Genomic DNA, 26,527 nt, shown 5'->3' on the forward strand with positions numbered 1-26,527 from the left:
CCGGCATCATGCCGATCTATTGCGATGAATCGGGCGGCGTCGGCCGGGGTGTGATGACCCTAGCGGCGCTGTCTATCGCGGCGGCGGACGCCGAAAAGACACTTGCCCGTTTCCGCGAAGTCACTGGTCTGCTCGGCGAACTGTAGGGCAGCCGTATCGATCTGGCCGAACGGGGCCTGCTCTTCGAAATACTCGACTCCGCAAACTGGTCGGCTACCGTCGGCATCGCCATTTCCGCTCTCGTTCCCGAACAAGGCAGCGACCGGGGCGACCATGATGTCGCCATTTATGTGCAATTGCTCGAAGATGTGGTCGGCGCGATGGTTCCGGCTTCGGACGACTGCATTAGTGTCTTTATGGACGATGGCCGCTATGGCCCCGAAACGCTGTCGCTCGTGCGAAAGGATATTGCGGCGATTGTCGGCCCCTGCGGTCAGGCGCAACTGGAACTCAGCCACCGTCTGCCCGGCCTGCAAATTGCCGACGTCCTTGCCAACACCTTCTTCAACCGCGCCATGGTGACCGAGCGGCAGGCGCGCATGGCCGCAATTGTCGCGCCCTATCTGGAAAGCGGCCAGATCAAGCTTCGGTTGTTGTTAGGTGACGCCGAGGGCGACAATCAAAACCGTGAATAATATAAGCGCGGTAATCGCAAAAAAGTTTAAAAAACACATTCGCCAAAAGGCACCGAATCGTGATGTTTCATAGGCTTGGTGGATTTGCCGGTACATGTGGATGGGTGGATAGAAAGTTAAAAGCAGGGCGCCAAATGGCTCGGTTTGTGGATATTGGATGCAGATGGCCGCTGTGGTGACCAGCATCATCATGAAGCTGAGCGAATAGGTTACAAACACGGCATGGTCGAACAATTTGAACCGGCGCCGCCAGAAGAACAGCAGCCAGACAAAAGGCACTGAAATCGGTATCAGAGCCCAGCTATATTTATAGGCATTCGACTGCACCTTGTAGAGTAACAGCTGCGGGTTCTGCTTAGCTTTTTTAACTGCCAAATTTAACGCGTCCGCGCCCGGGAAAACAAGGTCGGTAAATTTCCAGTCGCCCTTTACCTTTACGACCGGCGAAAATGTGTTGGCCGCGGTCCCCATCAGGCTGGCGGCGATCTTCTGGTCTTTCAGTTGTTCTTCCAAAGCCTGTGTTGGCTTGCCTGCCTTGCGCGCGGCAGCGATATCCGATTCTAATCCCGCCATTTCGGTCAGCAATTCCTTGCGGCTTTCTTCGATATTGGCGGTGGAACCTTGCGGCGAGGACGCCCCGCCGTCCGGCACCAGCCCGTTGAACGTCGCAAAAGTTAGAAATACAGAAAACAGAAATAGCGCCAATGGAGAGACAAATTTAGCCCGTTCGCCATGCACATAGCGACGCGTCAGTTCCCCTGGCTTCCAGAAAAGCATCGGCAGCGTTCGCCAGATCTTGCCGTCGAAATGTAGCACGCTGTGCAGGATATCATGGCCGAATTCGTGCAGGGTCCGGTGCACATGGGCCTTTTGCCCGCAGTTATGGCAATGCGCCCCCATCAGTGTCGCGCCGCAGTTCAGGCAGGACTTTTCGGCTACGCCCCGGCCTTCCCCCGCATCAGGTTCCACGGCGCGGGCAAGCGCCGCACCTGTGATAATATCTGCTGCCCCGACCAGTTCCCCATTCATGCCGTCTGTCTATCAGCGCGAATCGCGATTGCCAAAAAGAAAAGGCCCGGACGAGCCGGGCCTTTTTCTATCAAATCGGATCAGCCGGATTACCGGTCGTAATCGCGCTGCATTCCTGCGCCGCGTGCAGGTGCAGCCGCAGTCAGGCGAAGTGCTTCGGCGGAAAGGCTGATCGAACCGATTTCATCGGCTTCTTCATCTTCATCCACCTGAACCTTCTGCAGCGACTGTACGAGGCCTTCCTGCAGATGGTCGGGACGTACGGTTTCTTCTGCAATTTCACGCAATGCGACAACAGGGTTTTTATCCCGGTCGCGATCAACAGTCAGTTCAGCGCCACCGGAAATTTCGCGTGCGCGCTCGGCTGCGAGCAATACGAGGTCAAAGCGGTTGGTGACCTTATCAATGCAATCTTCAACGGTAACGCGTGCCATGCTGGCTCCTGATTCTTCACAAATTTCGGAAAGTTGAAGGCACCTAGGGTTACTGCATGAAAATGTCAATGAAAACGGCGTGTCATTTGCTTTACTTGCCGATAGCGACGTGAGGCACTACCCCGCTGTTATGGCGGCCCGTCCCTCACACACCGAATTTCCCGGAGAGCATTTCGCAGCGGCGGGGCATGACCTGTTTGTCGTGCACGCCCCTGATGAACGGCTCGCCGCGATGCACGCCGTGATTGCAGCGGCCACACAGTCAATCCGGATGTTTTTTTATATGTATGCCGATGACGAGACCGGCAGGGAGATATTGGATGCGTTGATCGTCGCGGCAAAGCGCGGCGTGCGGGTGCAGCTAATTGTTGACAGCTTCGGTTCGGCGGATCTTGATTATGCATATTTCGAACCCCTTGTCCAAGCAGGAGGGAAATATCATTTTTTCAGCACCCGCAAAGGTTTCGGGTATCTGATCCGTAACCATCAGAAAATGCTGATTGCCGATGCACGCCACGCGCTGGTCGGCGGGTTTAACATCACCGACCAATATTTCGGACGCAAGGGCGATGATAGCTGGGAGGATCTGGGCCTGATTGTTTCGGGCGCAGAAGTTGCGCGCCTCGCCGATTATTTCGATGATCTTGACCGCTTATCGCAGGACGGCAAGGTCCGCTTTCTCGAGATTCGCGGGGTCATCAAAAACTGGCGGCCGGGTATCGGGGGGATCCAGTGGCTGCTCGGCGGCCCGACCAACCGCATTTCGCCCTGGGCGCTCACGCTGAAAAGGTCATTACAGGTGGGCAAAAGGTTCGATATTGTCTCCGCCTATTTCGCGCCATCGCAAACTATCCTGCGACGCGTTGCCCGTGTGGCCAAGCGGGGCAAAGGCTCGCGCCTTGTGCTGGCGGGCAAAACAGACAACGGAGCGACTATCCCCGCCGCCCGCGTGCTCTATCGCTATCTGATAAAACGCAACGCAAGCCTGTATGAATATCAGACACGCCCGTTGCATATGAAATTGATGGTCATCGATGACGCGGTGTATATCGGCTCGGCCAATCTGGATGTCCGCAGCCTGTTTATCAATCTGGAAATCATGTTGCGGATAAAGGATGCCGCATTAGCCGCCCATATGCGCGGCCTGGTTGACCTGTTGGTTACACAATCAGAGGAACAGACCGTCAAGCTCTTGAAAAATCGCGACAGCTGGTGGAGCCGTTTCAAAGGCGGCCTTGCCTATTTTCTGGTCAACACGGTGGATTATACGGTCGGCCGCCGGATTAAATTCCGTCTGTTGCGGAACCGGTAGCAGCGACAGGCACGGCCGGATAAGGGGCCGCACTGATGGCACAGCCTGTCCCTGATTTCCACGCCATCTCCCGAAAAGCTTGACCCGAACAGCCGCGAGCGCCATTGCATTTTGCATGCCTGCCGAAACACCCGAACTGAATTTCGAACAAGCGCTGCGCGCACTTGAGGATATCGTCCACAAGCTGGAAAGTGGCGAAGCACCGCTCGATGAATCCATTGCACTTTATGAGCGTGGTAACCAGTTGCGTGCCTTGTGTCAGGAACGACTGGACGCGGCAAAGGCCCGGATCGAAGCTATTACGCTGGGTTCCGATGGATCGCCCAGCGGCACCACATCTTTCGACGCCGGTTGAGCAAAGATGGCTAATAGCCCTTCTACGGTCATGTTAAACGATGCGCTGGCGCAGATTGCGTCCGATGTCGATGCCGAATTCGACCTGCTGCTCGCGATGCCGGGTGACGCGCGCGACCCGCTTTACGCGGCCATGCGGCATGCGGCCATTGGCGGCGGAAAAAGGCTGCGACCTTTGCTAGTCGCTGCCACCGCCGCTTTGTTCCATGTCGACCGCGACGTCGCGCTTCGCGTCGGAACCGCGGTTGAGGCCATCCATGTCTATTCACTGATCCACGATGATTTACCATGCATGGACGATGACGACATGCGTCGCGGCAAGCCCACGGTGCATCGCGCCTTTAGCGAGGCGACGGCAGTGCTGGCCGGCGATTCTCTACACGCGCTGGCGTTCGAAATACTGGCAAGCTCGCGCACCCATAGCGATCCGTTCGTCCGCAGCGAACTGATTGCAACGCTTGCACTAGCGAGTGGCCCTGACGGCATGGCTGGCGGCCAGATGATGGATCTCGAAGCCGAAAAGACGACCTTTGACCTGCCGACGGTCACGCGTCTGCAAGCGCTGAAGACCGGCGCGCTGATTGCTGCCAGCGTCGAAATGGGCGCGATATTGGGGCGCATCCCGCCCGAAGGCCGTGCCCATCTGAAAGGCTACGCCCGCGACATTGGTCTCGCCTTCCAGATTGCCGACGACATCCTGGATGTCGAAGGCGACCCTGAGCTGGCGGGCAAGGCGCTGCAGAAGGACGCGGATGCGGGCAAAGGCACCTTCGTTTCGCTCATGGGCCTAGACCGCGCTAAGCAGCAGGCAGCGATGCTGGTCGCGCAGGCCCACGAGCATCTGGCAAGCTATGGTTCGAAAGCAGACCTGTTGCGCGCCATTGCCAATTACATTACGGAAAGGGACCGTTAATGGCACATAGAATTGGCGTTTATCCCGGAACATTCGATCCCATCACGCTGGGCCATATGGATATTATCCGGCGCGGGGCAAAGCTGGTCGACGAACTGGTGATCGGTGTGACCACCAACGCTGCAAAGTCGCCGATGTTTTCGGACGACGAACGGATCGCGATGGTCAAACGCGAAGTCGCCTCGATCGGCGATGCCAGCATTCGTGTCGTCGGGTTCAACTCGCTGCTGATGGATTTTGCTGAATCGGTCGGTGCAACCACGGTGATACGGGGCATCAGGGGCGTGACCGATTTCGAATATGAATATCAGCTCACCGGGATGAACCGGCAGCTCAACAATCGCGTCGAAACATTGTTCCTGATGGCCGACGTATCGCTGCAACCCATCGCCTCGCGTTTGGTCAAGGAAATTGCGATCTATGGCGGCGAAATCGGCAAGTTTGTGACGCCCGCCATCCGCGACGAAGTGGTTGCGCGGGTCGAGAAACTGGGCCGCAAAGGCGACTAACCCTTCCGTCTCGTCTTTTCCGGTAGCTCGAGATATTCTTCGGGTACGTAGATCGCATAGGTTGCCAGCCGGATTTCGTGCACGAACTGCAGGAGGCAGGCGACGAGCAGCAGCAGTGCCAGCATGAACACCGCTACCGCGATCCATGGTGCCGAAAACTGGGTGAGGCCCATCAGGAACAGCAGCGATATCATAACGCACACGGCAATCGCCGAAAGCACCGCGAACAGGATGGAAGATCCGACGACGCGCATGCGTCTCTCGATAATCCGCAGTTCGCTTACCACCCGTTGATGGGATTCGCCCTCGGTCGTGGCGTGGAGTGTCTGCAGGTCGCGGGACCGGTCAATGATGCGCGACAGGCGGCCGGTCAGGACGTTCAGCAGGCTGCCCACCGCAACCAGCAGAAAGGCCGGAGTGAGCGCGGTCTGCAGCACCGAGATCACCATATTCAGGTCTGGCCCGAATTCAGCGTGCATCTTTTTTCTCCAATGCCAGATCGCGCAGTTCGGTCTTCAGCAATTTGCCGATATGGCTGCGCGGCATCTCGTCAATGGCATAGAGCGCCGACAGCCGCTGGGTCTTGCCCAACAGGGCATTCGTCGCCGCCAGCACGGCCTCGACGTCTGGCGACTGGCCTTTTGCAACGGTCACAAATCCGACCGGGGTCTCGCCCCATTGCTCGCTCGGGATGCCGATAACGGCGGCTTCCTCGACATCGGCATGCTGCAGAAGCACGGCCTCCAGATCGACCGGATAGATGTTGAATCCGCCCGAAATGATCATGTCCTTGGCGCGGCCGATCAGTTCGATAAAACCGTCTTCATCCACCCGGCCAATGTCACCCATGCGCTGCCACCGGCTGCCATCCTCATCGATCCAACTGGCTTCGCGGGTCTTTTCCGGCTGGTTCTGATAGCCTGACATCATCGTCGGCGACCGTCCCACCAGTTCACCCACACTGCCGGGCGGCAGGCGGTTGCCCTCTCCATCTATGGTGAAAACCTCGCTGCCCGGGGCCGGTTGCCCGACGGTATGCAGCTTGTCCGGATATTTATGGGCATGCAGCAGGCAGACAACCCCGCCTTCGGTCATCGAGTAGATCTCGATCAGCGCGCCCGGCCAGCGGCGGACGACCTGCGCCTTGAGCTCGGCGGAAAAAGGCGCGCTTGTGCAATATTTGATCTGGAATGACGACAGGTCGAAATCGTCGAAGCCGTCATACTCCATCAGCCGTTTATACTGCACCGGCACAAGCATCGTGTGCGTGATCCGTTCGCGCGCCGCAATCTCCAGATAACGGGCGGCGTCGAATTTTGGCATCATGTAGAGCGACCCGCCATAAGCCAGCGTCGGCATCACCAGCGCCAAAGTCGTGTTGGAATAAAGCGGGGTTGAAACCAGCGATTTCTGCCCCGGCTCGCCATAACCGCCATTCGGCCCCACCGCAGCATGCCGCCACCGCATCCCTCGTGAATGGACGATGCCCTTTGGCGTTCCCGTCGTTCCGCTGGAATAGATGATGTTGAACGGGTCGGCAGCCGTGCATCCTGCATCAGCCGGCGTCGCGCCTTCCTCGGCCATCCATTCGTAAATGTCGGGCGAGCCATCCAGCGGCGCGTCGAGCATGATGTGGCGAAGCACCGGCAAATCCTCACCCGCGAGATCGGCCAGCTTTGGTGCGTCGATAAACAGATGCATCGCGCCACTGTCGCGCAGCATGGCGTTCAGCTGCCCCGGCGCGGCCGAAGTCGTCAGTGGCGCAGCACAGCCACCCGCGCGCACCGCCGCCAGATAGGCCAGTGCATATCGCACCGAAGTGGTCCCCAGTATCGCCACCGCCTGACCCTTCTGCAGGCCATCGCGCTGCAGCCGCGCCGCGATCCGGTCGACCAGCGCCGACACCTCACCCCAGGTCATGCTTTCCCGGCCATCATCCAGCGCAACGCGGTCAGGCCGGTCTTTGCCCCAATGCGCAATTAGGTCGGGATAGGAACCGAACGGTTTATCAAGCTCGGCATGGGGATCAAATGTCATTGGGTGCCTTGTTGGAAGGGAACTGTGATGTCCGGTTGTGGCAGTTTTTTCGCCGGATGAAAGGAGGAAAATTTCGAGTGTGGTGCCTGAGTTTTTTATTAGAAGAAAAAAGGAAAAGAAGAAAAAAGGACTCATGTCTTAACCGACAAAGCAGCGCACTAGTATTTACATTTCTTTCGCAAATGCCGTTGTACAAAAGAGAGTTTTCTCTTTTTTCTTCTTTCTCTTTTTTCTTCTAACCGAACAAATGGCGCAATAGTTCAGCAAAGAAAGACGGCCGTTCCCAATCAACAAGGCAAACAATGATTGTTCATAATTCGCCGCGTGCCTTCAGAGAAAGTTTAATTTCCAAAGTTCATCAAAATGCTAAAGGGTTGCTTCAGCAGCCTAACATATGTCAAAGCTTGACGGATATGCAGGCTGGACATTTTCTCTAGCGATTTCAGTTCGATGACAAGCAGGCCCTCGACGATAATCTACGCGATAGGCATCAGGGAAAGTGATCCCATCAACAGTTATGCTAACCGGCCTCTGACGTTCGACCTGATAACCAGACTTTTTGAGGCGACTGGCAAGCACAGTTTCATAGACCGATTCCATGAGGCCCGGTCCAAGTTCCCTGTGCAATTGCAACCCGGCGTCATAAGCCACCGAGAACAGATGCTCGTGCCGTTTGCCAAACATAAATTCTCTCTTTTTTCTTCTTTTTCTTCTTTCTTGTAACCAAATAACTGGCACAAGGTTGGCGATGAGCCAACCAACTGATTTACCACGTCAAATAGATGTGGAAAACGGTCGCAATAGCTTGGGTTTTGGTGGCGCTTCCCCTATAGTGCCGCGATGAATGATATTCCCGAAGAACGTACCGGCGACAGCGCCGCATCCCCCAACCAGAATGAATATGGCGCAGACAGCATCAAGGTGCTGAAAGGCCTCGACGCAGTGCGCAAGCGGCCCGGCATGTACATCGGCGATACCGATGACGGATCGGGTCTGCACCACATGGTTTTCGAGGTGTCGGACAACGCGATTGACGAGGCTCTGGCCGGTCATTGCGATCTGGTGCTGATCGAACTCAACCCCGATGGATCGGTCAGTGTCGAGGACAATGGCCGCGGAATTCCGACCGGCATGCATACCGAAGAAGGCGTGTCAGCCGCCGAGGTCATCATGACCCAGCTGCACGCGGGTGGCAAGTTTGAGAACACGTCCGACGACAATGCCTACAAGGTTTCCGGCGGTCTGCATGGCGTCGGCGTTTCGGTCGTGAACGCGCTTTCCGAATTCCTCGAACTCACCATCTGGCGTCAGGGCAAGGAGCATTGGATGCGCTTTGAACATGGCGATGCGGTGGGCCCGCTCAAGGTTGTTGGCGACGCGCCGGAAGGCAAGAAGGGCACAAGAGTGACCTTCATGGCATCGACCGACACCTTCAAGAATGTGCTCGAATTCGACTTTGACAAGCTTGAGCACCGCTATCGTGAACTGGCGTTCCTTAACTCCGGCGTTCGCATCCTGTTGCGCGACAAACGGCATGAGGAGGTCAAGGAGCATGACCTCTATTATGAAGGCGGCATCGGCGCTTTCGTGAAATATCTCGACCGTAACAAGGCGGCGCTGCTGGCAGATCCGATCACCATTTCGTCGCAGCGGGATGGCATCGGCATCGATGTCGCGCTCGAATGGAATGATTCCTATTACGAAAATGTCCTCTGCTTCACGAACAACATTCCGCAGCGTGACGGCGGCACCCACTTGGCCGCGTTCCGTTCGGCGCTGACCCGCACCCTCAACAATTATGCCGAGAAATCGGGTGTGCTGAAGAAAGAGAAAGTCACCCTGACCGGTGACGATATGCGTGAAGGTCTGACCGCGATTGTCTCGGTCAAATTACCCGACCCGAAATTCTCGAGCCAGACCAAGGACAAATTGGTGTCATCCGAAGTGCGGCAGCCGCTGGAAAGCCTGATGGCCGACCGGATGAGCGAATGGCTGGAGGAAAATCCCGGCCATGCGCGCACCGTGATCCAGAAAGTCATCGACGCCGCCGCCGCTCGCGAAGCCGCGCGCAAGGCCCGTGAAGCCAGCCGCAAATCGGTAATGAGCGTTGCGTCCTTGCCCGGCAAGCTGGCTGACTGTCAGGAAAAGGATCCGGCAAAATCCGAACTGTTCCTGGTCGAAGGTGACTCCGCAGGCGGCTCGGCCAAGCAGGGCCGCGACCGCCATTATCAGGCGATTCTGCCGCTGAAGGGTAAAATCCTGAACGTCGAACGCGCACGGTTTGACCGGATGCTCTCATCGAAAGAAGTGGGTACGCTGATCCAGGCGATGGGCACGGGCATCGGCCGCGAAGATTTCAACATCGAAAAGCTGCGCTACCACAAGATCGTCATCATGACCGACGCTGATGTCGACGGCAGCCATATCCGCACGCTATTGCTGACTTTCTTCTATCGCCAGATGCCGGAGATTATCCAAAACGGCCATCTCTTCATCGCGCAGCCGCCGCTCTACAAGGTCGCCAAGGGCCGCAGCGAAATTTATGTGAAGGACGACAAGGCGCTCGACGACCATCTGGTCGATGTCGGCCTGAACGGCTTTGTACTCGAAGGCGCTGGCGGACAAAGGGCTGGCGGCGATCTGGCGTCTCTGGTCGACCATGCCCGCCGCATGCGCAGCCTGATGGCCTTCGTCCCGCGCCGTTATGACCCCACCATAATCGAGGCGATGGCACTCACCAGTGCGCTCGACCCCGAAGCCAGCGACCGCACCGCTGCGGTTGCCAAGGCCGCCGCCTGGATGGGCGCGCAGGATGTCGAGGGCAAATGGACCGGCCGCGTTTCCGAAGATGGCGGCTATCATTTCGAACGGCTGTGGCGCGGCGTGACCGACCACCACATCATCGAAGCCGCATTCCTGCTATCGGCAGAGGCACGCCGACTGCACAAACTCGCCAGCGAAGAAAGCACGAGCTATGAAACACCCGCGCGGTTGATCAAATCGACCGGCGCCGCGGTTGTCGAAGTGGAAGCTGAAACCGACGACGAAGGCGAAGAAATCACCGCCGTGGGCGATCAAGTGCAACGCGCCGTCACCCCGGCTGGCGTCGGCAACAAGGGCGCGATCACCCGTCCGTCCGAACTGCTCGACGCGGTGCTGGCGGCGGGCCGCAAGGGTCTGTCGATCTCACGCTACAAAGGCTTGGGCGAAATGAACGCCGAACAGCTTTGGGAAACGACACTCGACCCCAATCACCGCAGCCTGCTGCGCGTGGAAATCGATCAGGCCGACGTCGCCGATGACATTTTCACCAAGCTGATGGGCGAAGTCGTCGAGCCGCGGCGCGACTTCATCGTGGAAAACGCACTGAACGTGGCCAATCTGGACGTTTGATCTTGCCCAAGTGTTGTGTTGGAGTGACCACCTTGCAGGAAGTTCAATAGACTTCCCGCCGGTGTGCCACCCGCACGACGAATATCACGACGCGCTCATCCTCTATGCGCGCAATGATGCGTTAGTCACCAACGCGCCAGCGCCCTACCTACACCCCTCACCTCGGCCCAATATTGGCGCGCCGTATCGATAGGCGGATTGGCGCTCTTCATGCTCAGCGATAAGTTGGGCGAATCGATGGAGGGGGGCCATGAAAAAACGATATCGCATACCGTTGCTGGCGCTCGCCCTGCTGCCCGTTCTGGCGCAGGCGGGAGATAACCGACGGCATTTCGGCGATGGCGTTGCCAGCTATTACAGCAATGAATTCGCCGGTAGCCGCACCGCAAACGGGGAGCGTTTTGACCCGGCAGCGATGACCGCCGCGCATCGCACGCTCGCCTTCCACAGCCGCGTCGCGGTCACAAACCTCGCCAATGGCAAGGAAGTGGTGGTCCGTATCAACGACCGCGGGCCATGGGGCAAAGGCCGCGTGATCGACATCAGCTACGCCGCTGCCCGAGAGATCGGGATGCACCGCAGCGGGACAGCGCGGGTGAAGCTGGAATTGCTGGATTAGGTTTTGCTTGGGACGCCGCTATTTTTCGCAATCCAGTCTTCGAGTACCGGGGCAATTTTGTCGCGCCATTTGCTGCCGTTGAAGATACCATAATGGCCGACTTCGGGGGCCATGTGATATTTTTTCAGGGCGTCGGGCAGGCCAGTCGCGACCTTCAGCGCGGCTTTGGTCTGGCCAAGGCCGCTAATATCGTCACGCTCGCCTTCAATGGCTAGGATCGCGATGTCCTTGATCGCGCCGGGGTCAACCAGCTTGCCGCGATAGTTGAACTCGCCCTTTGGTAGAAGGTGGCGCTGGAACACGGTGTCGACCGTCTGCAGATAAAATTCCGCCGTCATGTCGCAGACCGCACGATATTCGTCGTAAAATTCCTTATGCCGGTCCGCACCTTCGCCATCGCCTTTGACCAGATCGGAAAACATCGACCAGTGGCTGATCATGTGGTTGCCAAGGTTCATCGACATGAAGCCCGACAATTGCAGGAAACCGGGATAAACGCGGCGGCCAGAGCCTTTGTAATAAGGCGGAACGGTCGCGATTACATTTTGCACGAACCAGTCGTGCGGACGGCGTGTGGCGTGGTCGTTGACCGCAGTAGGTGCTTCGCGGGTGTCGATCGGGCCACCCATCATGGTCAGCGTGCGCGGGCGCAAGGGGTGTTCGTTCGCGCTCATAATCGCGGCAGCGGCATAGGCCGGAACCGACGGCTGGCACACGGCCAGCATATGCGCGCCACGTCCACCGGTATCGGGACCAATAAATTCGAGCCACTCGATCAGATAGTCGATATAGCTTTCCAGATCGAAGCCGCCGCCGGTCAACGGCACATCGCGCGCGTCTTTCCAGTCGGTGATATAGACGTCATAGACGGGCAGCATCCGTTCCACTGTGCCGCGCAGCAGCGTGGCGAAATGCCCCGACATCGGCGCACAGATTAGCAGTCTTGGCTTTTCGCTGCTGCCTTCATAGACGAAATGCTTGAGCTGGCCAAAAGGCTTACGCGCCTCGTTGACTTCGGTGACCGGCAGATGCTTGCCGCCAATTTCGACAAATTCGAGGCCGAAATCGGGCTTTCCACGCGGCATAACCGAATGGGCAAAGACGTCGAGCGCGGAGGCCGCAATCGGTGCCATACCGCCATAGCTGAACGGGCCTGACGTGAAATTATTGAGAAAATCAGCCTGTTTCTGGGCAATCCAGCCTGCGCCTGCAAGCCAGCCGCGCTGAATATCATAACCAGTGTAAAGCATAAGTGCTTCCTTAAAAAATATGGGGCCAACTAAATCGGCCTTGTCTTGATGACGACATAAGCGTTTATTGTGCATTGCACCATAAAAAACTTAACACTTTGCCTAGTCCGCAATTGTTTGGGGTAGCGCGCACTGCTAGGCGCATCTTATGACCATTCCAACGACAGCCGCAGATACCCAGACGACCATCGAAGCACAGCCCGAAACGCCCGCCGCGCCGCCGCGCAAGCTGGGGCAATTACGCATGGTTGCCCATTTCGCCAGCCATTATCCGCGCCAGATATTCTACGCGGCTATCGCGCTTGTGGTTGCGGCAAGTGCCACGCTTGCCATACCAGCCGGGTTTCAGCGGATAATTGACAAAGGCTTCATTGCCAGCGGCGGCGATATCGACCCCTATTTCCGCTATCTTTTAATGATCGTTGCGATTTTGGCGGTTGCCACAGCGATGCGATTCTATTTTGTAAGCTGGCTGGGCGAGCGCGTCGTTGCCGATGTCCGGGTTGCGGTGCAGAAAAATCTGCTGCGCCTGGCTCCGCGTTTTTTTGAAGAGAACCGCCCCGCCGAAATCGCTAGCCGGATGACCGCGGACACCGCCGTTATTGAACAAATTGTCGGTACGACGGTATCGGTCGCTGCCCGTAATCTGGTCATCGGTATCGGCGGCATCGCTTATCTTTTTACCCTTGCGCCAAAGCTGACGGCGGCGCTGCTGATCGGGATACCTGTTGTAGTTCTTCCGATTGTCGTGATCGGAAGGCGGCTTGAAAAGGCATCGCGGTCATCGCAAGACCGCGTCGCGGACATTGGCACCATCACCTCTGAATCGCTGGGCGCGCTTAAAATCGTGCAGGCCTTCGGTCAGGAAGGGCGCGAGCATATCCGCTTTTCCGACGCTGTCGAAAGCACCTTTGCCGCGGCCAAGCGCCGCATCGGCCTACGCGCCATGCTCACCGCGATTGTCATTGCCCTGATATTCAGCGCGATCACTTTGCTGATGTGGGAAGGCGCGCGGGGTGTTGCCGAAGGCACCATTTCGGGCGGCACCATTGCCGCTTTCGTCCTAACGGGCGGGTTGGTTGCAGGGGCATTTGGCGCGCTGACCGAAGTATATGGCGATCTGGTACGCGGTGCCGGTGCCTCTGGACGTCTCGCCGAATTGTTGGCGGCGGAGCCTGATATCGCCCCGCCCGCCAAGCCGGTCGCGCTGCCTATACCGCCGCGTGGTCAGCTCGAATTCCAGAACGTGAATTTCCGCTATCCCACCCGCCCTGAAGTATCGGCCCTCGACAATTTTAGCCTAAAGGTCAGTCCCGGCGAAACCGTCGCAGTGGTCGGCCCCTCGGGTGCGGGCAAGTCGACGCTGTTCCAGCTGGCGCAGCGCTTCTACGACCCTGAAAGCGGCGCGATCCGCATCGACGGTGTGGCATTGACCAGCGCCGATCCTGCGGAAATCCGTTTGCGTATGGCCTATGTGCCTCAGGACACCGTGCTGTTCGCGTCGTCGGCTCGCGACAATCTGCGCTATGGCAACTGGCTCGCCGATGACGACGCCATCTGGCACGCCGCCGAACAGGCCAATGCCGCGACCTTCCTGCGCGAATTGCCGCAAGGGCTGGACACCTATCTGGGTGAAGGCGGCGCGCGGTTGTCGGGAGGGCAGCGCCAGCGCATAGCCATTGCCCGCGCCGTCCTGCGGCAGGCACCGATCCTGTTGCTCGACGAAGCGACCAGCGCGCTTGACGCCGAAAGCGAACGTCTGGTGCAGGATGCGCTGGACCATCTGATGAAAGACCGCACGACCATTGTGATCGCGCACCGTCTGGCCACTGTCCGCTCCGCCGACCGTATCATCGTGATGGATCAGGGCCGCATCGTCGAAGAAGGCGATCATGCGAAGTTAAGCGCCGCGGGTGGCCTATATGCCCGGCTTGCAAGCTTGCAGTTCGACGCTTGATAAGGCGCGCGGGCCTTGCCGTCGCTGCCCGACTCAAAATATCAGAACGAGGCGCGTAACCGTTCGATCATCGCCAAGGGTTCGGAAGCCGGGATAGCCATCGATCGCATTTTTTCGCTGATGCGTTGTAACCGGAAATACAAGTCTTCACTGGCGGCTACGAGGGCCTGCGCTTCTTCGGGGAAGCGTTGCACCTGAAAGCCGTCGCTGGCGGGCGAGTAACCCAGTTCGCGTTCGCCATCATGGGAATCGCGGCGCGAAATTTCGCCTACGCGTATCGCTTTTTGGTTAAGTAACCAGGCGATGCTGTGCATCAGGCGGGTGGTGACCTTTAACGATTCACAAGAAAAAGCGACCGATATTTCGGGGGTTGAAAATACGTTGGCATGGTCCCTGTCGAAATAGGAACGCGCTTCATCGGCCAGTACCATCGCCTCGAGATAGAGCGAATCCAAAAGCTTGGGTGTGATTTCGTGGTGTAGCTTGTCCATCACCTTTATATGCCACCGCCGAAGCTATATTGTTAGCGCAAAAACCCGGAAAGCAAGGTTAACGGACCAACTGTACCGGGATGAAACGCTTGATAGTTAAATGTAAACTGGTGCGGATCAGGCGATTATATCGGGAACCAGCTGGTCTTCGAGACGCATTATGCGGTCTTTCAGGCCAAGCTTTTTTTTCTTGAGCCGTGCAATTTGGAGCTGATCGACGACCGGCTGGGCCATCAACGCACCAATAGCGTCGTCAAGGTCGCGATGCTCGACCTTGAGCTGTTCAAGCAGCTGCTGATACCCCTCGTCATTCATAGCCCCCTCTAACTTTATGCAGTTAACAAGTCATCGTCAAAATGGGGCTGCGTATCGCTTTAAGCCAATCACGACAAAATTGGAGAAGACAGCATGAATTATTCATGATTTACTTCGAACACAAATCGTCGAGTCTCTCAAAAAGGAGTATGAGGTGAATAACAGCCATATATCCGCGCTTCGCACGAAACACGCTGAACTTGAGGCCAAGCTGGAGCGGGAGGAGGTTCGTCCGATGCCGGACGCAAGCCTGATCCACAGTTTGAAAAAGCAGAAACTGCATCTCAAAGACATGTTGCGAAAGCAATCATCGCTTGCCTGACGCGCGGTCCTGGTTCCCAAATAATTTTAAGCAATAAGTATCGCTTGCAAGGGGCGCGTCTGCTAGGCGCGGTATATGGAAAACGCCACCCGTTCTGCCCGTAACATATTGACCGGCCTGCATGAAGTCATGGCATCCAAAAGCCATGCCCAGACCAAGTTGAACCATGTCGTCAATATAATCGGCGAGGCGTTGTCGAGCGAAGTGTGCTCCATCTATCTTTTGCGCGACGGTGCGTTGGAGCTTTTCGCCACGCGCGGCCTGAACGAGGCGGCGGTCCATGTCACCCGCCTTGGCCTTGGCGAAGGGCTGGTGGGGACTATCGCGGAGAATGTCGAAACGCTGAACCTTGACGAGGCGGCGGCCCACCCCAATTTCCGCTATGTCCCCGAAACGGGCGAAGAACGGTTCCACAGTTTTGCAGGCGTGCCCATCGTCCGGTCGGAACGCGCCGTTGGCGTGTTAGCGGTGCAGCACGTTGAAACCCGCAAATATGACGAGATCGAGATCGAGGCATTGCAGACAGTGGCAATGGTCCTGTCCGAACTGATTGCCAATGCCGACCTGATCGACGACCCCGAAACCGGCGGCGGAATTGAAACCGGTACGGTCATCCTGACCGGTTTGCCGCTGGTCAAAGGGGCGGCGGCGGGTGTCGCGATATTCCACCAACCCAATGTCCGCATCGAACATACGGTGGCCGAGGATACCGAGGCTGAACGTCAGCGCGTATATTCAGCATTCGATAAAATGCGCGAACAGATCGACAAGATGGCGAGCCAGATCGATTTCGGAACCGGCGGCGAGCATGAAGAGGTCATCGCGACCTACAAGATGTTCGCCTATGACGAAGGCTGGAGCCGCCGCATCAACGAGGCGATTGATAGCGGTCTGACCGCCGAAGCCGCCATCGAACGCGTCCAGCAGCGCACGCGGATGCGGATGCGGCAGATCGACGATCCGTTGCTGGCTGACCGGATGCATGATCTCGAAGATCTGTCCAACCGGTTGCTGCGGATTGTGTCAGGGCAGATGAGTACGGCGGCGCAACTTGGTCTTAAAAAAGATACCATCCTGCTTGCGCGCAACCTCGGCCCCGCCGAACTGCTGGAATATGACAAAAGGCGGCTGCGTGGCGTCATCCTCGAAGAAGGGTCCCTGACGGCTCATGTCGTCATTGTCGCCCGCGCGATGGGCATTCCCGTGCTTGGGCGGGTCCGCGGCATTCGGCACAAAATCCGTGACGGCGACATGCTGCTGCTGAATGCCGACGACAAAAGCGTCATCGTCCGTCCGGCGGCCGGAACCGAAGAATTGTTCCAGCATGATCTGGTCGACCGGCAAAAGAAAAAGGCCCGTTACGCCGCCATGCGGGACGAGGCTTCGGTCACAAAGGACGGCGTTCCGATTACCCTGATGATTAACGCCGGGCTGCGTGATGATATGTCGGCGCTGACGACAACCGGGGCCGAAGGGGTTGGCTTATTCCGCACCGAATTCCAGTTCCTGATTTCCGCAACCCTGCCGCAACGCGAGCGGCAGCAGCGTTTTTACCGTGATGTGCTGGACGCTGCGGGCGACAAGCCGGTCATTTTCCGGACGCTCGACATTGGCGGTGACAAAGCGCTGCCCTATCTGAAGGACGAAACCAGCGAAGAGGAAAACCCTGCGTTGGGCTGGCGCGCATTGCGCCTGTCGCTTGACCATGCCGGGTTGATGAAAACGCAGGCGCGTGCGTTGATCGAGGCGTCGGCCGGTCGCACATTGCATGTGATGTTCCCGATGGTGTCCGAACCGTGGGAGTTCGATGCCGCCAAAGCCATATTTGAAGGTCAGATGAAGTTCCTCGGCAAACAGAAAAAGCAGTTGCCCAGCAAAATCCGCTATGGCGCAATGCTGGAGGTTCCGGCGCTCGCAGAAACGCTGGATATCTTGCTACCCAAAATCCAGTTTCTGTCGATCGGCACCAATGACCTGACACAGTTTCTGTTTGCCGCTGACCGCGCAGACCCGCGTCTGGCCGAACGCTATGACTGGTTAAGCCCGGCCATTTTGCGGTTCATCAAGCGCGTCGTGACCGCAACCGAGGGCCATGATGTGGATGTCGCCGTATGCGGCGAAATGGGTGGGCGCAGTCTGGAGGCGCTGGCCCTGATCGGCCTTGGTATCCGCAGATTGTCGATCACGCCAGCGGCTGTCGGGCCGGTCAAGGCGATGATACGATCCACCGATCACGCGGGCATCAAGGACAAGATGACCGAGTTGCTGGCCACGCCGACCCCCAACCTGCGCGCTGAATTATCCGCCTGGGCGGCAAGTCAGGGTATTGAAACCGGCTGATATCCCACCCTTTATCGATTGACTTTCAACTACGTGATGCCATTGTTCACCAATCTGCCCGGAGAGGTGGAAGGCGTAGGGTTGTGGAGATTGCAGTGGGTGACGATTCACCGAGTGAAGACGAGTTCCGGTTTCACACCGTCGGCGAACAGCTGAAAGCGGCGCGGGAGCGCTTGAGCCTCAGCCTTGCCGATCTTGCGGCACGCACACGGGTGCCGATGCGGCATCTGGAATCCATTGAGAAATCCGACTTTTCGGCGTTACCCGGATCAACCTATACTTTGGGCTTTGCCCGATCCTACGCCCGTGCGGTGGATATGGACGCGATAAAAGTCAGCGCCGATTTACGGTCCGAACTCGCCCAAAGTGGGCATGAAGGCTATCAGGCCCCGTTGCAAAATTACGAACCGACCGACCCTGCGCGCGTACCGTCGCGGACGCTCGCCTGGACGGCGGCGGCCATCGGCGTGCTTGTGGTTGCCGGCTATTTTGTTTGGCGCAGTATGATGCTGGATGCCGCAGTCGATATCACAATGCCTTCAACGCCGATCGACAAGGCCGCTCCGGCCAAGGCCGTAACTGCTGTGCCATCGGGCGAAGTAGCGACAAGCGGGGCGGTGGTGCTGACCGCTACTGATACCGTTTGGGTCAAAGTCTATGATGCCGACAACAAACGGTTGTTCGAAAAAGAAATGCAGTCAGGCGACAGCTATACCGTGCCGCAGGATGCCAACAAACCCATGATCGTCACCGGTCGCCCGGAGGTGTTGAACGTCACCGTGGGCGGTAAAGCGGTTCCCGCGCTTGGACCGCCGGACAAGACCGTCGCCGATCTGGAAATCAGCGCCAAAGCCTTGCTGTCCCGTCAACCTGCCGGAACCACAACGCCCTGAAATCCGCGCCCGCCAGCGAAACTTTACATAAATACATTGCGATAGACCTTTAATGCGTGAGTCGGGCAGGCTATAGGTTCGGAAATTGGACAGCATTCTGGGGAGAAGCCCAATGACGATGAGAGTTTTTTTATTGGGCGGTGCGGCATTGATGCTGTGCGTTCCGGCAATCGCGCAAGATGCCAATATCGACGGCCGCGTGGGCAGACTGGAAAAAGAGATGCGCGCGGTACAGCGTCAGGTGTTCCCTAATGGCGCCGGAAAAACGCTGGAAGCCGAAATACAAACACCCCAAGCGCCCAAATCGACGGGTTCTGCAACCACCGCCACGGCCGATCTTTTGGCACGCGTCGACGCACTAGAGACGCAGTTGGTAACCCTGACCGGTCAGGTTGAACAGCATGACAATAATATGCGGTCAATGGAAACCCGGCTGAAGGCGATGGAAGCGCAGTTCAAGGCGCAATCCGACGCCGCAAATGCCGCTGCTGCCCCCCCGCCTGCAGTGACTCCGGCATTGACCGTAGTAAATGAGCCGGACTTAAAGCCGGCCACGACCCCTGCGGCATCGACGACCAAGCCCAAGCCAGCGCCTGTGGTCGTCGTGGCAAAACCTTCGGCAGCACGGACGGCCGCCGTGGCCGCCATTGAAAAACCGGCCACCGGCGATGTTTTTGAAGATGGATATACTTATGGCTTCCGTTTGTGGGAGGCGAAATTTTATCCCGAAGCGCAGACCATGCTGGAAGATACCTTGAAAAAATTTCCGCAACACAAACGCGCAAGCTATGCCCGCAACTTGCTGGGCCGCACGTGGCTGGATGACAAGAAACCGGCAACGGCGGTCAAGGTATTCTATGAAAATTACAAGAACGAACCGCGCGGCGACCGCGCACCCGACAGCCTGTTTTTCTTAGGCTCAGCACTGACTGATCTGGGCAAGGCCGCTGAAGCGTGCGAAGCGTTTGGCGAACTGGCCAAGGCCTATCCCGATGCGGCGAGCGGTCGGTTGGCCGAACGCATTGTCGCTGGTAAAACCCGGGCAAAGTGCAAATAGACTTTCCCTGCAACGGGCTGGACCGGTTCCGGCAAGCGCTCACAAATCTGGGCATTAGCAGACCGGACAGAATGTTACTCGCCATATCGGGTGGGCCGGACAGCCTTGCGCTGTTATTGCTGGCCCATCAGGCGCGTCCCGGGCAAGTGGTCGCCGCCACCGTCGACCATAAATTGCGGCCGGAATCGGCACAAGAGGCGGAATTTGTCAGCGACCTGTGCCGCGACAACAATATGCCCCACATGATCTTGCGGCCGGCACAGCCCATATCCGGCAATATCCAGTCGGCCGCGCGTGCGGCGCGTTATGCCTTGCTGGAACAAGCGGCGCAGGACCATGCGTGCGCGTTCATCGCAACCGCGCATCATGGGGATGACCAGCTCGAAACACTATTGATGCGGCTGGCACGGGGAAGCGGCGTTGACGGAATGGCCGCGATCCGCGCAAAGAACGGGCGGATTATTCGCCCGATGCTGGGTTTTTCAAAAGCCGAGCTGGAGGAAATCTGCGCCGCCGCCGGTATCGAACCGGTGCGAGACCCCAGCAATGATAATCCGGATTTTGACAGGGTGGCAATGCGCCAATGGATCGCGCAGGCAACGCATCCGTTCCAGATCGAACGGACCAACCGGACAGCGTCGGCGCTTGCCGATGCCGCCGATGCCCTGTCATGGATGACTGCGGTGCTGGCGGCGGAACGGACGACACAAGTTGACAGTGCAATTACATGCGACGCCAATGCGTTGCCCCGCGAACTGCAACGCCGACTGTTGCTGCACTGTATCAGCCAGCTTGAACCTTCATTGCACCCAAAAGGCGAAGCGGTCGACCGGCTGCTGGTCGAATTGGAAGCTGGAAAAACAGCTATGATCGGCAACATCTTATGCCGGGGCGGAACCCGCTGGACACTGACCCCCGCGCCACCGCGCCGGGACGGCGGATAAAATAAAGCGGGATAATCGGGTGGACTAAGCGTGCCTATTACCACCAAATAGGTTAAAATAATTGACATTGTCACGCTAATCAGGTAAATAGCCTGAGGCTGGAACTTGGGCGTCCTGCCGTCTCCCCTTAAAAAGGAAATCCTCATGCCTTCCAAAATCGCGTCACCCAAGTGGGTGCGGCCGTTTCTGCGTGCGCTTGGCGAGTGCGCTAATGTCCAATTGGCCGCACGGGCCGCAGGGATTGCGCGCCCGACGGCGTATAAATATCGAAGCCGAAGTCCAGATTTTGCAAAATCATGGGCAAAGGCCATGTCATCGGCACGAAACCGCATCGCGTCTGGGAAAGAACAATCCGGGCTGAAACTTCCCGATGGTCGTCAGGGTATCCTGCGTTTAACCAAAAATGGCGGAGCCCAGATCATACTGGAAAGCCCGGGACGTTGGAACGAAGAGGTCGAAGATAAATTCTTCACCGCTCTGGCCGCCACCGGGAATGTCCGCGAAGCAGCACGGCAGATCAATATGTCCCGGCCAACCTTGTACAACCGCCGCAAGATGTGGCCCGCCTTTGACGCCCGGTGGGATGAAGTCATCGCGCTCGCCACCGAAAGGCTGGCGATTCATTTGCTCACCTCGGCCAGCAACGTGCTCGAACCCCCTGAATTGCCGGTCCCTGAACTGGAATTCATGTCGGTCGATCAGGCCATAAAAGTCGCCCAATTATATGAAGCCCGACGCCGGAAAAATGGCGATCTTCGGCGCTATGACCCGAACCGCCCACCCGTCGATGTGGAGGCGGTGAAGGAGGAGATCATCCGCAAGGCCAAACTTCTGTCCAGCGGGAAACGTCTATGACGGATCATTTTCTGAATGTTGCGGCCAGTGAACAAGGCGCGACAATCATCCGCAGACTGGACCAGCGCACTGCAAAATCGCTGAATGCCGATTTTGCCACGTTCCACCATGAAGGGCAGTTACCGCCCGACAGCGACTGGCGCACCTGGATGATTATGGCGGGGCGCGGTTTTGGCAAGACGCGGGCAGGGGCCGAATGGGTGCTGACGCAGGTGCGCGCGACCCCGTGCGCCCGTATCGCTCTGGTCGCCGCCACGCTGGATGAGGCACGGCGGGTCATGGTGGAGGGGCCGTCAGGCCTGCTGCGGGTGGCGATGGACGAGGAAGTCGAAAAATGGTCGGCGGCACAGCGAACCATGTGGTTCAAAAACGGGAGCATGGCGATACTCTATTCCGGCGCCAATCCCGAAAGCCTGCGCGGGCCGGAGCATCATTTTGCCTGGGCCGACGAACTTGCGAAATGGGAACATCCCGCCGAAACATGGGACAATCTGCAAATGGGCCTTCGCATGGGTGCATTCCCGCGCGCGACGGTGACAACCACACCGCGATCATTGCCAGTGTTGCGCCGCATATTGGAGGCCCATGACAGTGTGCGAACGGGCGGGGCGACCGACAAAAACCTGCATCTGCCGCAAAGCTTTGTCGACGCGATGCAGGCGCATTATGGCGGCACGCGCAAGGCGTTGCAGGAACTGGAAGGCCGGTTGTTCGATGATGTCGAGGGCAGCCTGTGGCCGCTGGAGCTGATCGCGCGGTGCCGCGTTGTGTGCGATGACGGTTTTGCAGCGACGCGCACGGTCATCGGCGTTGATCCGCCGGCATCGGCCAATGGCACATGCGGCATAATCGTGTGCGCTACGGGCAAGGATGGCAAAGCCTATGTGCTGGCCGACTGTTCCGTGGCCGGGGCCTCACCCGAAGGATGGGCACGGGCGGTCGCAGAAGCGGCAACCGCGTTCGATGCAGACCGTGTGGTGGCCGAACGGAACCAGGGCGGCGCGATGGTGCGTTCGGTCCTGCTGGCGGCGGCAGAGAATTTGCCGCTGGAACTGGTCCATGCAGCAGTAGGCAAATCCGCGCGGGCCGAACCGGTGGCGGCCTTGTTCGAAAATGGCCGTGCGCTCTTTGCGGGCAATTTTGCCCAGCTGGAGGCGGAGCTGACCGGACTTGTCCCGGGCGGCTATGTCGGCGAAGGCAAAAGCCCCGACCGCGCCGACGCGATGGTCTGGGCACTATGGGCGCTGATGCTGAAGGGCAGGCCCGCCGAACCCCGGATAAGGCAGCTTTAGGGACAGTCCTCCCTTGGCCGCCGTGTTCGCTTCCGTGACAGAGGGATAAGTGACGGTTGCGCCAGGGGATTGGCTGGAAGAAAAAAGAGAAAAAAGAAAGAAGGGTCGAACGCAGGATGCATCTCGGATTGCTTCCTTTTTTCTTGTTTCCCTTCTTTCTTTTAACGAAAAAACTGGCACGGCGTTCCATGCAGGAATCTATTGGCCTGCGCCGCGCAACACTCTAGGCACGGGGTGAAACAATATTGCGAGTTAGGGAATGAATACATGCGTAAGGCACTTTGGTTGGGCGTTGCAGCAGTGGTGATGGCGGTATCGACCGGGGCGCAGGCCGATGATGCTGCGACCGCAGGGACAGCATCGGGGCTGACCTATCCCGTGACCCGGACCGTTGATGTTGTCGATGAACAGTTCGGCATCAAGGTCGCCGATCCTTATCGCTGGCTGGAGGATGATGTCCGCGTCAGTCCCGCCGTGGCCGACTGGGTCAAGGCGCAGAATGCCGTCACCGATGCCTATCTCGACACGCTGCCCGGCAAGGAACTGCTCGCCGCGCGCATGAAGAAGCTGTTCGACTATGAACGCTTCGGCCTGCCCGAAAAGGCGGGCGGGCGTTATTTCTTCACCAAGAATGACGGGCTGCAGAACCAGTCGGTGCTGTATGTGCGCAAGGGCCTGACGGGCAAGGACCAGATCCTGATCGACCCGAACAATTGGGCGAAGGACGGGGCGACCGCGCTCGACGCTTGGGTACCGTCGAAGAACGGCAGTCTGCTGGCTTATGCGATACAGGATGGCGGGTCCGACTGGCGCACGATCAAGGTGCTCGACACCGCGACCGGCAAGATCCTGTCCGATGAAATCCAATGGGCGAAGTTCACCAATATCAGCTGGGTCGGCAATGACGGCTTTCTCTACTCGCGCTTTGCCGAGCCGAAGGAAGGCGCCGCGTTCCAGCAGCTCAATTACAACCAGACCATCTATTATCACAAGATCGGCACGCCGCAGTCAGCGGACAAGGCGATCTACGCAACGCCGGAAAAGCCCGAATATGGCCACAGCGCGCAAGTCACGCATGACGGCAAATGGGCGCTGATCACGACCTCGTCCGGCACCGACGAGAAATATGAACTGCACATCATGCCGCTGGGCAAGAAGCCAAGCTGGAAGCCCGTACCGCTCGTCAAGGGGCTGGAGCATGAATGGCAGCTGGTCGAGGGCATGGGCAACAAGCTCTGGTTGATCACCAACAAGGATGCACCGCGGTTGAAACTGGTCTCGGTCGATGTCGGGGCAAAGGCGCCGGTCTTCACCGACGTCGTCCCCGAGCGCGCCGAAACGCTGTCGCGCGCGAAAATTGTCGGCGAACGGTTGATAATGTCTTACATCAAGGACGCCAAATCGATGGCGATGATGACCAATCTGGCAGGCGGTCCGGCCAAGGAAATCGCGCTGAGTTCCATCGGCACAGCGAGCGGGTTTTCCGGCGCGCCGGGCGATCCCGAAACCTTCTACAGCTTTTCGAGTTTTAACCAGCCGGATGCGGTTTTCCGTTTTGACAGTAACAGCGGCAAATCGACGCCCTTTGCCCAACCCAGACTGAGCTTCAACCCCAACGACTATACTATCGAGCCGGTGCTTTACCCGTCGAAGGACGGCACCAAAATCCCGATGTTCATCGTCCACGAAAAGGGGTTGGACCTGACCAAAGGCGGCGCGCCGACATTGCTGTACGGCTATGGGGGGTTCAACCTGTCGCAGACGCCGAGTTATTCGGCAACGCGCATGGCGTGGTTGCAATCGGGCGGCGTTTTCGCGCTCGCCAATCTGCGCGGTGGCGGCGAATATGGAAAGCCCTGGCATGATGCCGGACGCCTGATGAACAAGCAGAATGTGTTCGACGATTTCGCGGCGGCTGGCGAATATCTGATCGCCAAGGGCTATTCGGCCAAGGGCAAGCTCGCCATAGAGGGCCGCTCCAACGGCGGCCTGCTGGTCGGCGCCGTGGTGAACCAGCGGCCTGACCTGTTTGCGGCGGGCCATGCCGCGGTCGGCGTGATGGACATGACCCGTTTCGACCGCTTTACCGCAGGGCGTTATTGGGTCGACGATTATGGCTTTCAGTCAAAGGAAGCCGATCTGAAAATGCAGCTGACCTATTCGCCTTATCACAACATCCGATCGGGCGTCGATTATCCGGCTGTGATTGTCTCCACCGCCGACACCGATGACCGCGTGGTCCCGGGCCACAGCTTCAAATATACCGCCGCGCTGCAGGCGGCGAACACGGGCACCAAGCCCAAGATCATCCGCATCGAAAGCCGCGCGGGCCACGGGTCAGGCAAGCCCACGGACAAGCTGATCGAGGAATATTCCGACATCTACGCCTTTCTGGCGAAATGGACGGGGTTGGAGTTGAAATAAGGGGGGGCGGCGATGATAAGTTCCGGCGTGACCTCCCCCTCTCCACTTCGTCTAATGGCTAAAGCCATAAGACTACGTACCTCTCCCCTAAAGGAGAGAGGGGAATAGCGTTTTGCCTCTCCCTTTTAGGGGAGAGGATACGAAGCCTTGGCCGCTAGGCCTAGGCGCAGTTGGTGAGGGGCAGCAACGGTGCGATGCGTGCCCCCCGCCCCCTAATCGCCTGCATTGTCCATCTTGCGTACCTCAACCCCACTCTCGTCGAAATCGTCGAGCAGGCGGGCGTTGATGCCCATTTTGCCGAAGTCTTCGCCCAGCGTTGCCCAGTGCGTGCCGCAGCCGCAGGTGGGGCAATGGTGGATGCCGATCATGCGGTCGCCCCAGATATAGGCCTTGGTCTCGCCGGAAATTGTCACCTGTTCGGGCGGGTAATATGCGGTGCGCCAGGCGGTGCGGCGGCACAGCGAGCAGTTACAGTCCGCAACCCATTCCGGCGCATGCGGCACCTCGATCCGTATCGCGCCGCAATGGCAGCTTCCCCGAACTATGGCATTAAGTGCCATGATAGTCCTCCAAATCCATATCCACCAACGCGCCATCGGGATTTATCGAAAACGTAAGCCGCCAGTTGCGTGTTACCGTCATCGATTGTCAAGTATCGCGTGAGACTTTACGGGCGAACTTTCCCTCTCCCCTTCAGGGGAGAGGATACGTAGCCTTGGCCGCTAGGCCTAGGCGTAGTTGGAGAGAAGCGCGACGGTGAGGCCTAAAGCCCACGCTGCCATTCCGGCAGGTCCAGCCCCGCCATATCCTCCACCCGCCGCAGTTCGACCGACAGGCCGAGGTCGGGATAGGCGATGCGTTGTCTTTTGGGGTCGGCGTCTGCCAACGGGACGACAACCAGTCGCCGGTTGACCTTTTGCCGCCAGTTCATGCGCGCCGTGTTTTCCTGCCCCACATAACATCCTTTGGAAAAGGACACACCGCCCAGTTCCGCCGCATTGGTTTCGAGCCAGAGCGTCTGGTCGCTGCCAAGTTCGGCCACCCCTTCAGCAATGCCAAGCGCGAGCCGGTGGCGGCGGAAGGCTTCGCTTGCATCCTGATCGTCGGCCCCGACCGGCCCGATCCAGCGCCGCCCAAGCGCGCTGTGGCGGG

The 26,527-nt window shown here is 58.2% G+C and carries 26 protein-coding genes and 1 pseudogene; 17 read left to right on the top strand and 10 right to left on the bottom strand.

Annotated features, from left to right (window positions below; translation table 11 throughout):
• Positions 1-8: 8 nt before the first annotated feature.
• Entirely contained in the window at positions 9-146 is a 138-nt protein-coding gene (locus tag ACEW72_RS11100) for a hypothetical protein (protein WP_373476448.1), read from the top strand.
• 144 nt (positions 147-290) lie between these two features.
• Positions 291-635: a hypothetical protein gene (locus ACEW72_RS11105; RefSeq protein ID WP_373476449.1), complete on the top strand. Its 345-nt coding sequence runs from the start codon at positions 291-293 to the stop codon at positions 633-635.
• On the opposite strand, the gene ACEW72_RS11110 is transcribed toward ACEW72_RS11105, so the two are convergent.
• Positions 597-1,664 carry a DUF3667 domain-containing protein gene (locus tag ACEW72_RS11110; protein ID WP_373476450.1) on the bottom strand — a complete coding sequence of 356 codons (1,068 nt, stop codon included), beginning with the start codon at positions 1,662-1,664 and terminating at the stop codon, positions 597-599. The two genes, ACEW72_RS11105 and ACEW72_RS11110, sit on opposite strands and share 39 nt — an antisense overlap.
• A gap of 89 nt (positions 1,665-1,753) precedes the next feature.
• A complete protein-coding gene (gene rpoZ / locus ACEW72_RS11115) occupies positions 1,754-2,098 on the bottom strand; it encodes a DNA-directed RNA polymerase subunit omega (protein ID WP_160353827.1) in 345 nt (114 codons plus the stop codon).
• Positions 2,099-2,228: 130 nt separating this feature from the next.
• On the opposite strand from rpoZ, the gene ACEW72_RS11120 reads away from it, so the two are divergent.
• From ACEW72_RS11120 to coaD, 4 genes are all read left to right on the top strand, one after another.
• Entirely contained in the window at positions 2,229-3,410 is a 1,182-nt protein-coding gene (locus ACEW72_RS11120) for a phosphatidylserine/phosphatidylglycerophosphate/cardiolipin synthase family protein (RefSeq protein ID WP_373476451.1), read from the top strand.
• A 115-nt stretch (positions 3,411-3,525) separates the two neighbouring features.
• On the top strand, positions 3,526-3,765 hold the full coding sequence (locus ACEW72_RS11125) for an exodeoxyribonuclease VII small subunit (protein WP_373476452.1): 240 nt from the start codon (positions 3,526-3,528) through the stop codon (positions 3,763-3,765).
• A 30-nt stretch (positions 3,766-3,795) separates the two neighbouring features.
• Complete coding sequence (locus ACEW72_RS11130) at positions 3,796-4,677, top strand: polyprenyl synthetase family protein (RefSeq protein ID WP_373476453.1); 882 nt, start codon at positions 3,796-3,798, stop codon at positions 4,675-4,677.
• Complete coding sequence (coaD, locus tag ACEW72_RS11135; protein WP_373476454.1) at positions 4,677-5,186, top strand: pantetheine-phosphate adenylyltransferase; 510 nt, start codon at positions 4,677-4,679, stop codon at positions 5,184-5,186. The genes ACEW72_RS11130 and coaD overlap by 1 nt, the downstream gene beginning before the upstream one ends.
• Here the strand turns inward: coaD and ACEW72_RS11140 are convergent.
• The 3 genes and pseudogenes from ACEW72_RS11140 to ACEW72_RS11150 form a co-directional block, all read right to left on the bottom strand.
• A complete protein-coding gene (locus ACEW72_RS11140) occupies positions 5,183-5,665 on the bottom strand; it encodes a DUF2721 domain-containing protein (RefSeq protein ID WP_373476455.1) in 483 nt (160 codons plus the stop codon). The genes coaD and ACEW72_RS11140 overlap by 4 nt on opposite strands.
• A complete protein-coding gene (locus ACEW72_RS11145; RefSeq protein ID WP_373476456.1) occupies positions 5,655-7,223 on the bottom strand; it encodes a class I adenylate-forming enzyme family protein in 1,569 nt (522 codons plus the stop codon). Before ACEW72_RS11145 ends, ACEW72_RS11140 begins: the two co-directional genes overlap by 11 nt.
• Before the next feature lie 341 nt (positions 7,224-7,564).
• Positions 7,565-7,907, bottom strand: a pseudogene (locus ACEW72_RS11150) (GxxExxY protein).
• Positions 7,908-8,063: 156 nt separating this feature from the next.
• Here ACEW72_RS11150 and gyrB point away from each other — a divergent pair.
• Together gyrB and ACEW72_RS11160 are read left to right on the top strand one after the other, a co-directional pair.
• The gene (gene gyrB, locus ACEW72_RS11155) at positions 8,064-10,616 is read left to right on the top strand and encodes a DNA topoisomerase (ATP-hydrolyzing) subunit B (RefSeq protein WP_373476457.1); all 2,553 of its coding nucleotides are present in this window, start codon (positions 8,064-8,066) and stop codon (positions 10,614-10,616) included.
• Between the two features lie 250 nt (positions 10,617-10,866).
• Positions 10,867-11,235 carry a septal ring lytic transglycosylase RlpA family protein gene (locus ACEW72_RS11160; RefSeq protein ID WP_373476458.1) on the top strand — a complete coding sequence of 123 codons (369 nt, stop codon included), beginning with the start codon at positions 10,867-10,869 and terminating at the stop codon, positions 11,233-11,235.
• Here ACEW72_RS11160 and ACEW72_RS11165 read toward each other — a convergent pair.
• Entirely contained in the window at positions 11,232-12,485 is a 1,254-nt protein-coding gene (locus ACEW72_RS11165) for a polyhydroxyalkanoate depolymerase (RefSeq protein ID WP_373476459.1), read from the bottom strand. The genes ACEW72_RS11160 and ACEW72_RS11165 overlap by 4 nt on opposite strands.
• Before the next feature lie 148 nt (positions 12,486-12,633).
• Between ACEW72_RS11165 and ACEW72_RS11170 the strand changes: the two genes are divergently transcribed.
• A complete protein-coding gene (locus ACEW72_RS11170) occupies positions 12,634-14,442 on the top strand; it encodes an ABC transporter transmembrane domain-containing protein (RefSeq protein ID WP_373476460.1) in 1,809 nt (602 codons plus the stop codon).
• Between the two features lie 41 nt (positions 14,443-14,483).
• Here the strand turns inward: ACEW72_RS11170 and ACEW72_RS11175 are convergent, their stop codons facing one another.
• Together ACEW72_RS11175 and ACEW72_RS11180 are read right to left on the bottom strand one after the other, a co-directional pair.
• A complete protein-coding gene (locus tag ACEW72_RS11175) occupies positions 14,484-14,933 on the bottom strand; it encodes a DUF1465 family protein (RefSeq protein ID WP_373476461.1) in 450 nt (149 codons plus the stop codon).
• Positions 14,934-15,050: 117 nt separating this feature from the next.
• Positions 15,051-15,248 (bottom strand): YdcH family protein, encoded by a 198-nt coding sequence (locus ACEW72_RS11180; RefSeq protein ID WP_373476462.1) that lies wholly within the window; start codon positions 15,246-15,248, stop codon positions 15,051-15,053.
• A 154-nt stretch (positions 15,249-15,402) separates the two neighbouring features.
• Between ACEW72_RS11180 and ACEW72_RS11185 the strand changes: the two genes are divergently transcribed.
• The 8 genes from ACEW72_RS11185 to ACEW72_RS11220 all read left to right on the top strand — a co-directional run bounded on the left by ACEW72_RS11185 (position 15,403) and on the right by ACEW72_RS11220 (position 25,375).
• Positions 15,403-15,570, top strand: a complete 168-nt coding sequence (locus ACEW72_RS11185; protein ID WP_373476463.1) for a YdcH family protein — start codon at positions 15,403-15,405, stop codon at positions 15,568-15,570.
• A gap of 75 nt (positions 15,571-15,645) precedes the next feature.
• The gene (ptsP, locus tag ACEW72_RS11190) at positions 15,646-17,910 is read left to right on the top strand and encodes a phosphoenolpyruvate--protein phosphotransferase (protein WP_373476464.1); all 2,265 of its coding nucleotides are present in this window, start codon (positions 15,646-15,648) and stop codon (positions 17,908-17,910) included.
• Between the two features lie 83 nt (positions 17,911-17,993).
• A complete protein-coding gene (locus ACEW72_RS11195; RefSeq protein ID WP_373476465.1) occupies positions 17,994-18,803 on the top strand; it encodes a RodZ domain-containing protein in 810 nt (269 codons plus the stop codon).
• Between the two features lie 112 nt (positions 18,804-18,915).
• Complete coding sequence (locus tag ACEW72_RS11200; protein ID WP_373476466.1) at positions 18,916-19,860, top strand: hypothetical protein; 945 nt, start codon at positions 18,916-18,918, stop codon at positions 19,858-19,860.
• Positions 19,861-19,931: 71 nt separating this feature from the next.
• A complete protein-coding gene (gene tilS / locus ACEW72_RS11205; RefSeq protein ID WP_373476467.1) occupies positions 19,932-20,804 on the top strand; it encodes a tRNA lysidine(34) synthetase TilS in 873 nt (290 codons plus the stop codon).
• 144 nt (positions 20,805-20,948) lie between these two features.
• Complete coding sequence (locus ACEW72_RS11210; protein WP_373476468.1) at positions 20,949-21,659, top strand: helix-turn-helix domain-containing protein; 711 nt, start codon at positions 20,949-20,951, stop codon at positions 21,657-21,659.
• Complete coding sequence (locus tag ACEW72_RS11215) at positions 21,656-22,951, top strand: DNA-packaging protein (protein ID WP_373476469.1); 1,296 nt, start codon at positions 21,656-21,658, stop codon at positions 22,949-22,951. Before ACEW72_RS11210 ends, ACEW72_RS11215 begins: the two co-directional genes overlap by 4 nt.
• A 267-nt stretch (positions 22,952-23,218) precedes the next feature.
• Positions 23,219-25,375, top strand: a complete 2,157-nt coding sequence (locus ACEW72_RS11220; protein ID WP_373476470.1) for a prolyl oligopeptidase family protein — start codon at positions 23,219-23,221, stop codon at positions 25,373-25,375.
• A gap of 212 nt (positions 25,376-25,587) precedes the next feature.
• Here the strand turns inward: ACEW72_RS11220 and ACEW72_RS11225 are convergent, their stop codons facing one another.
• Both ACEW72_RS11225 and ACEW72_RS11230 read right to left on the bottom strand, forming a co-directional pair.
• Positions 25,588-25,935: a GFA family protein gene (locus tag ACEW72_RS11225; protein WP_373476471.1), complete on the bottom strand. Its 348-nt coding sequence runs from the start codon at positions 25,933-25,935 to the stop codon at positions 25,588-25,590.
• A gap of 203 nt (positions 25,936-26,138) precedes the next feature.
• A partial coding sequence (locus tag ACEW72_RS11230; protein WP_373476472.1) for a tRNA-modifying protein YgfZ occupies positions 26,139-26,527 on the bottom strand: 389 nt, incomplete at its 5' end.

This window comes from Sphingorhabdus sp., from assembly GCF_041737645.1.
Taxonomy (GTDB): domain Bacteria; phylum Pseudomonadota; class Alphaproteobacteria; order Sphingomonadales; family Sphingomonadaceae; genus Sphingorhabdus_B.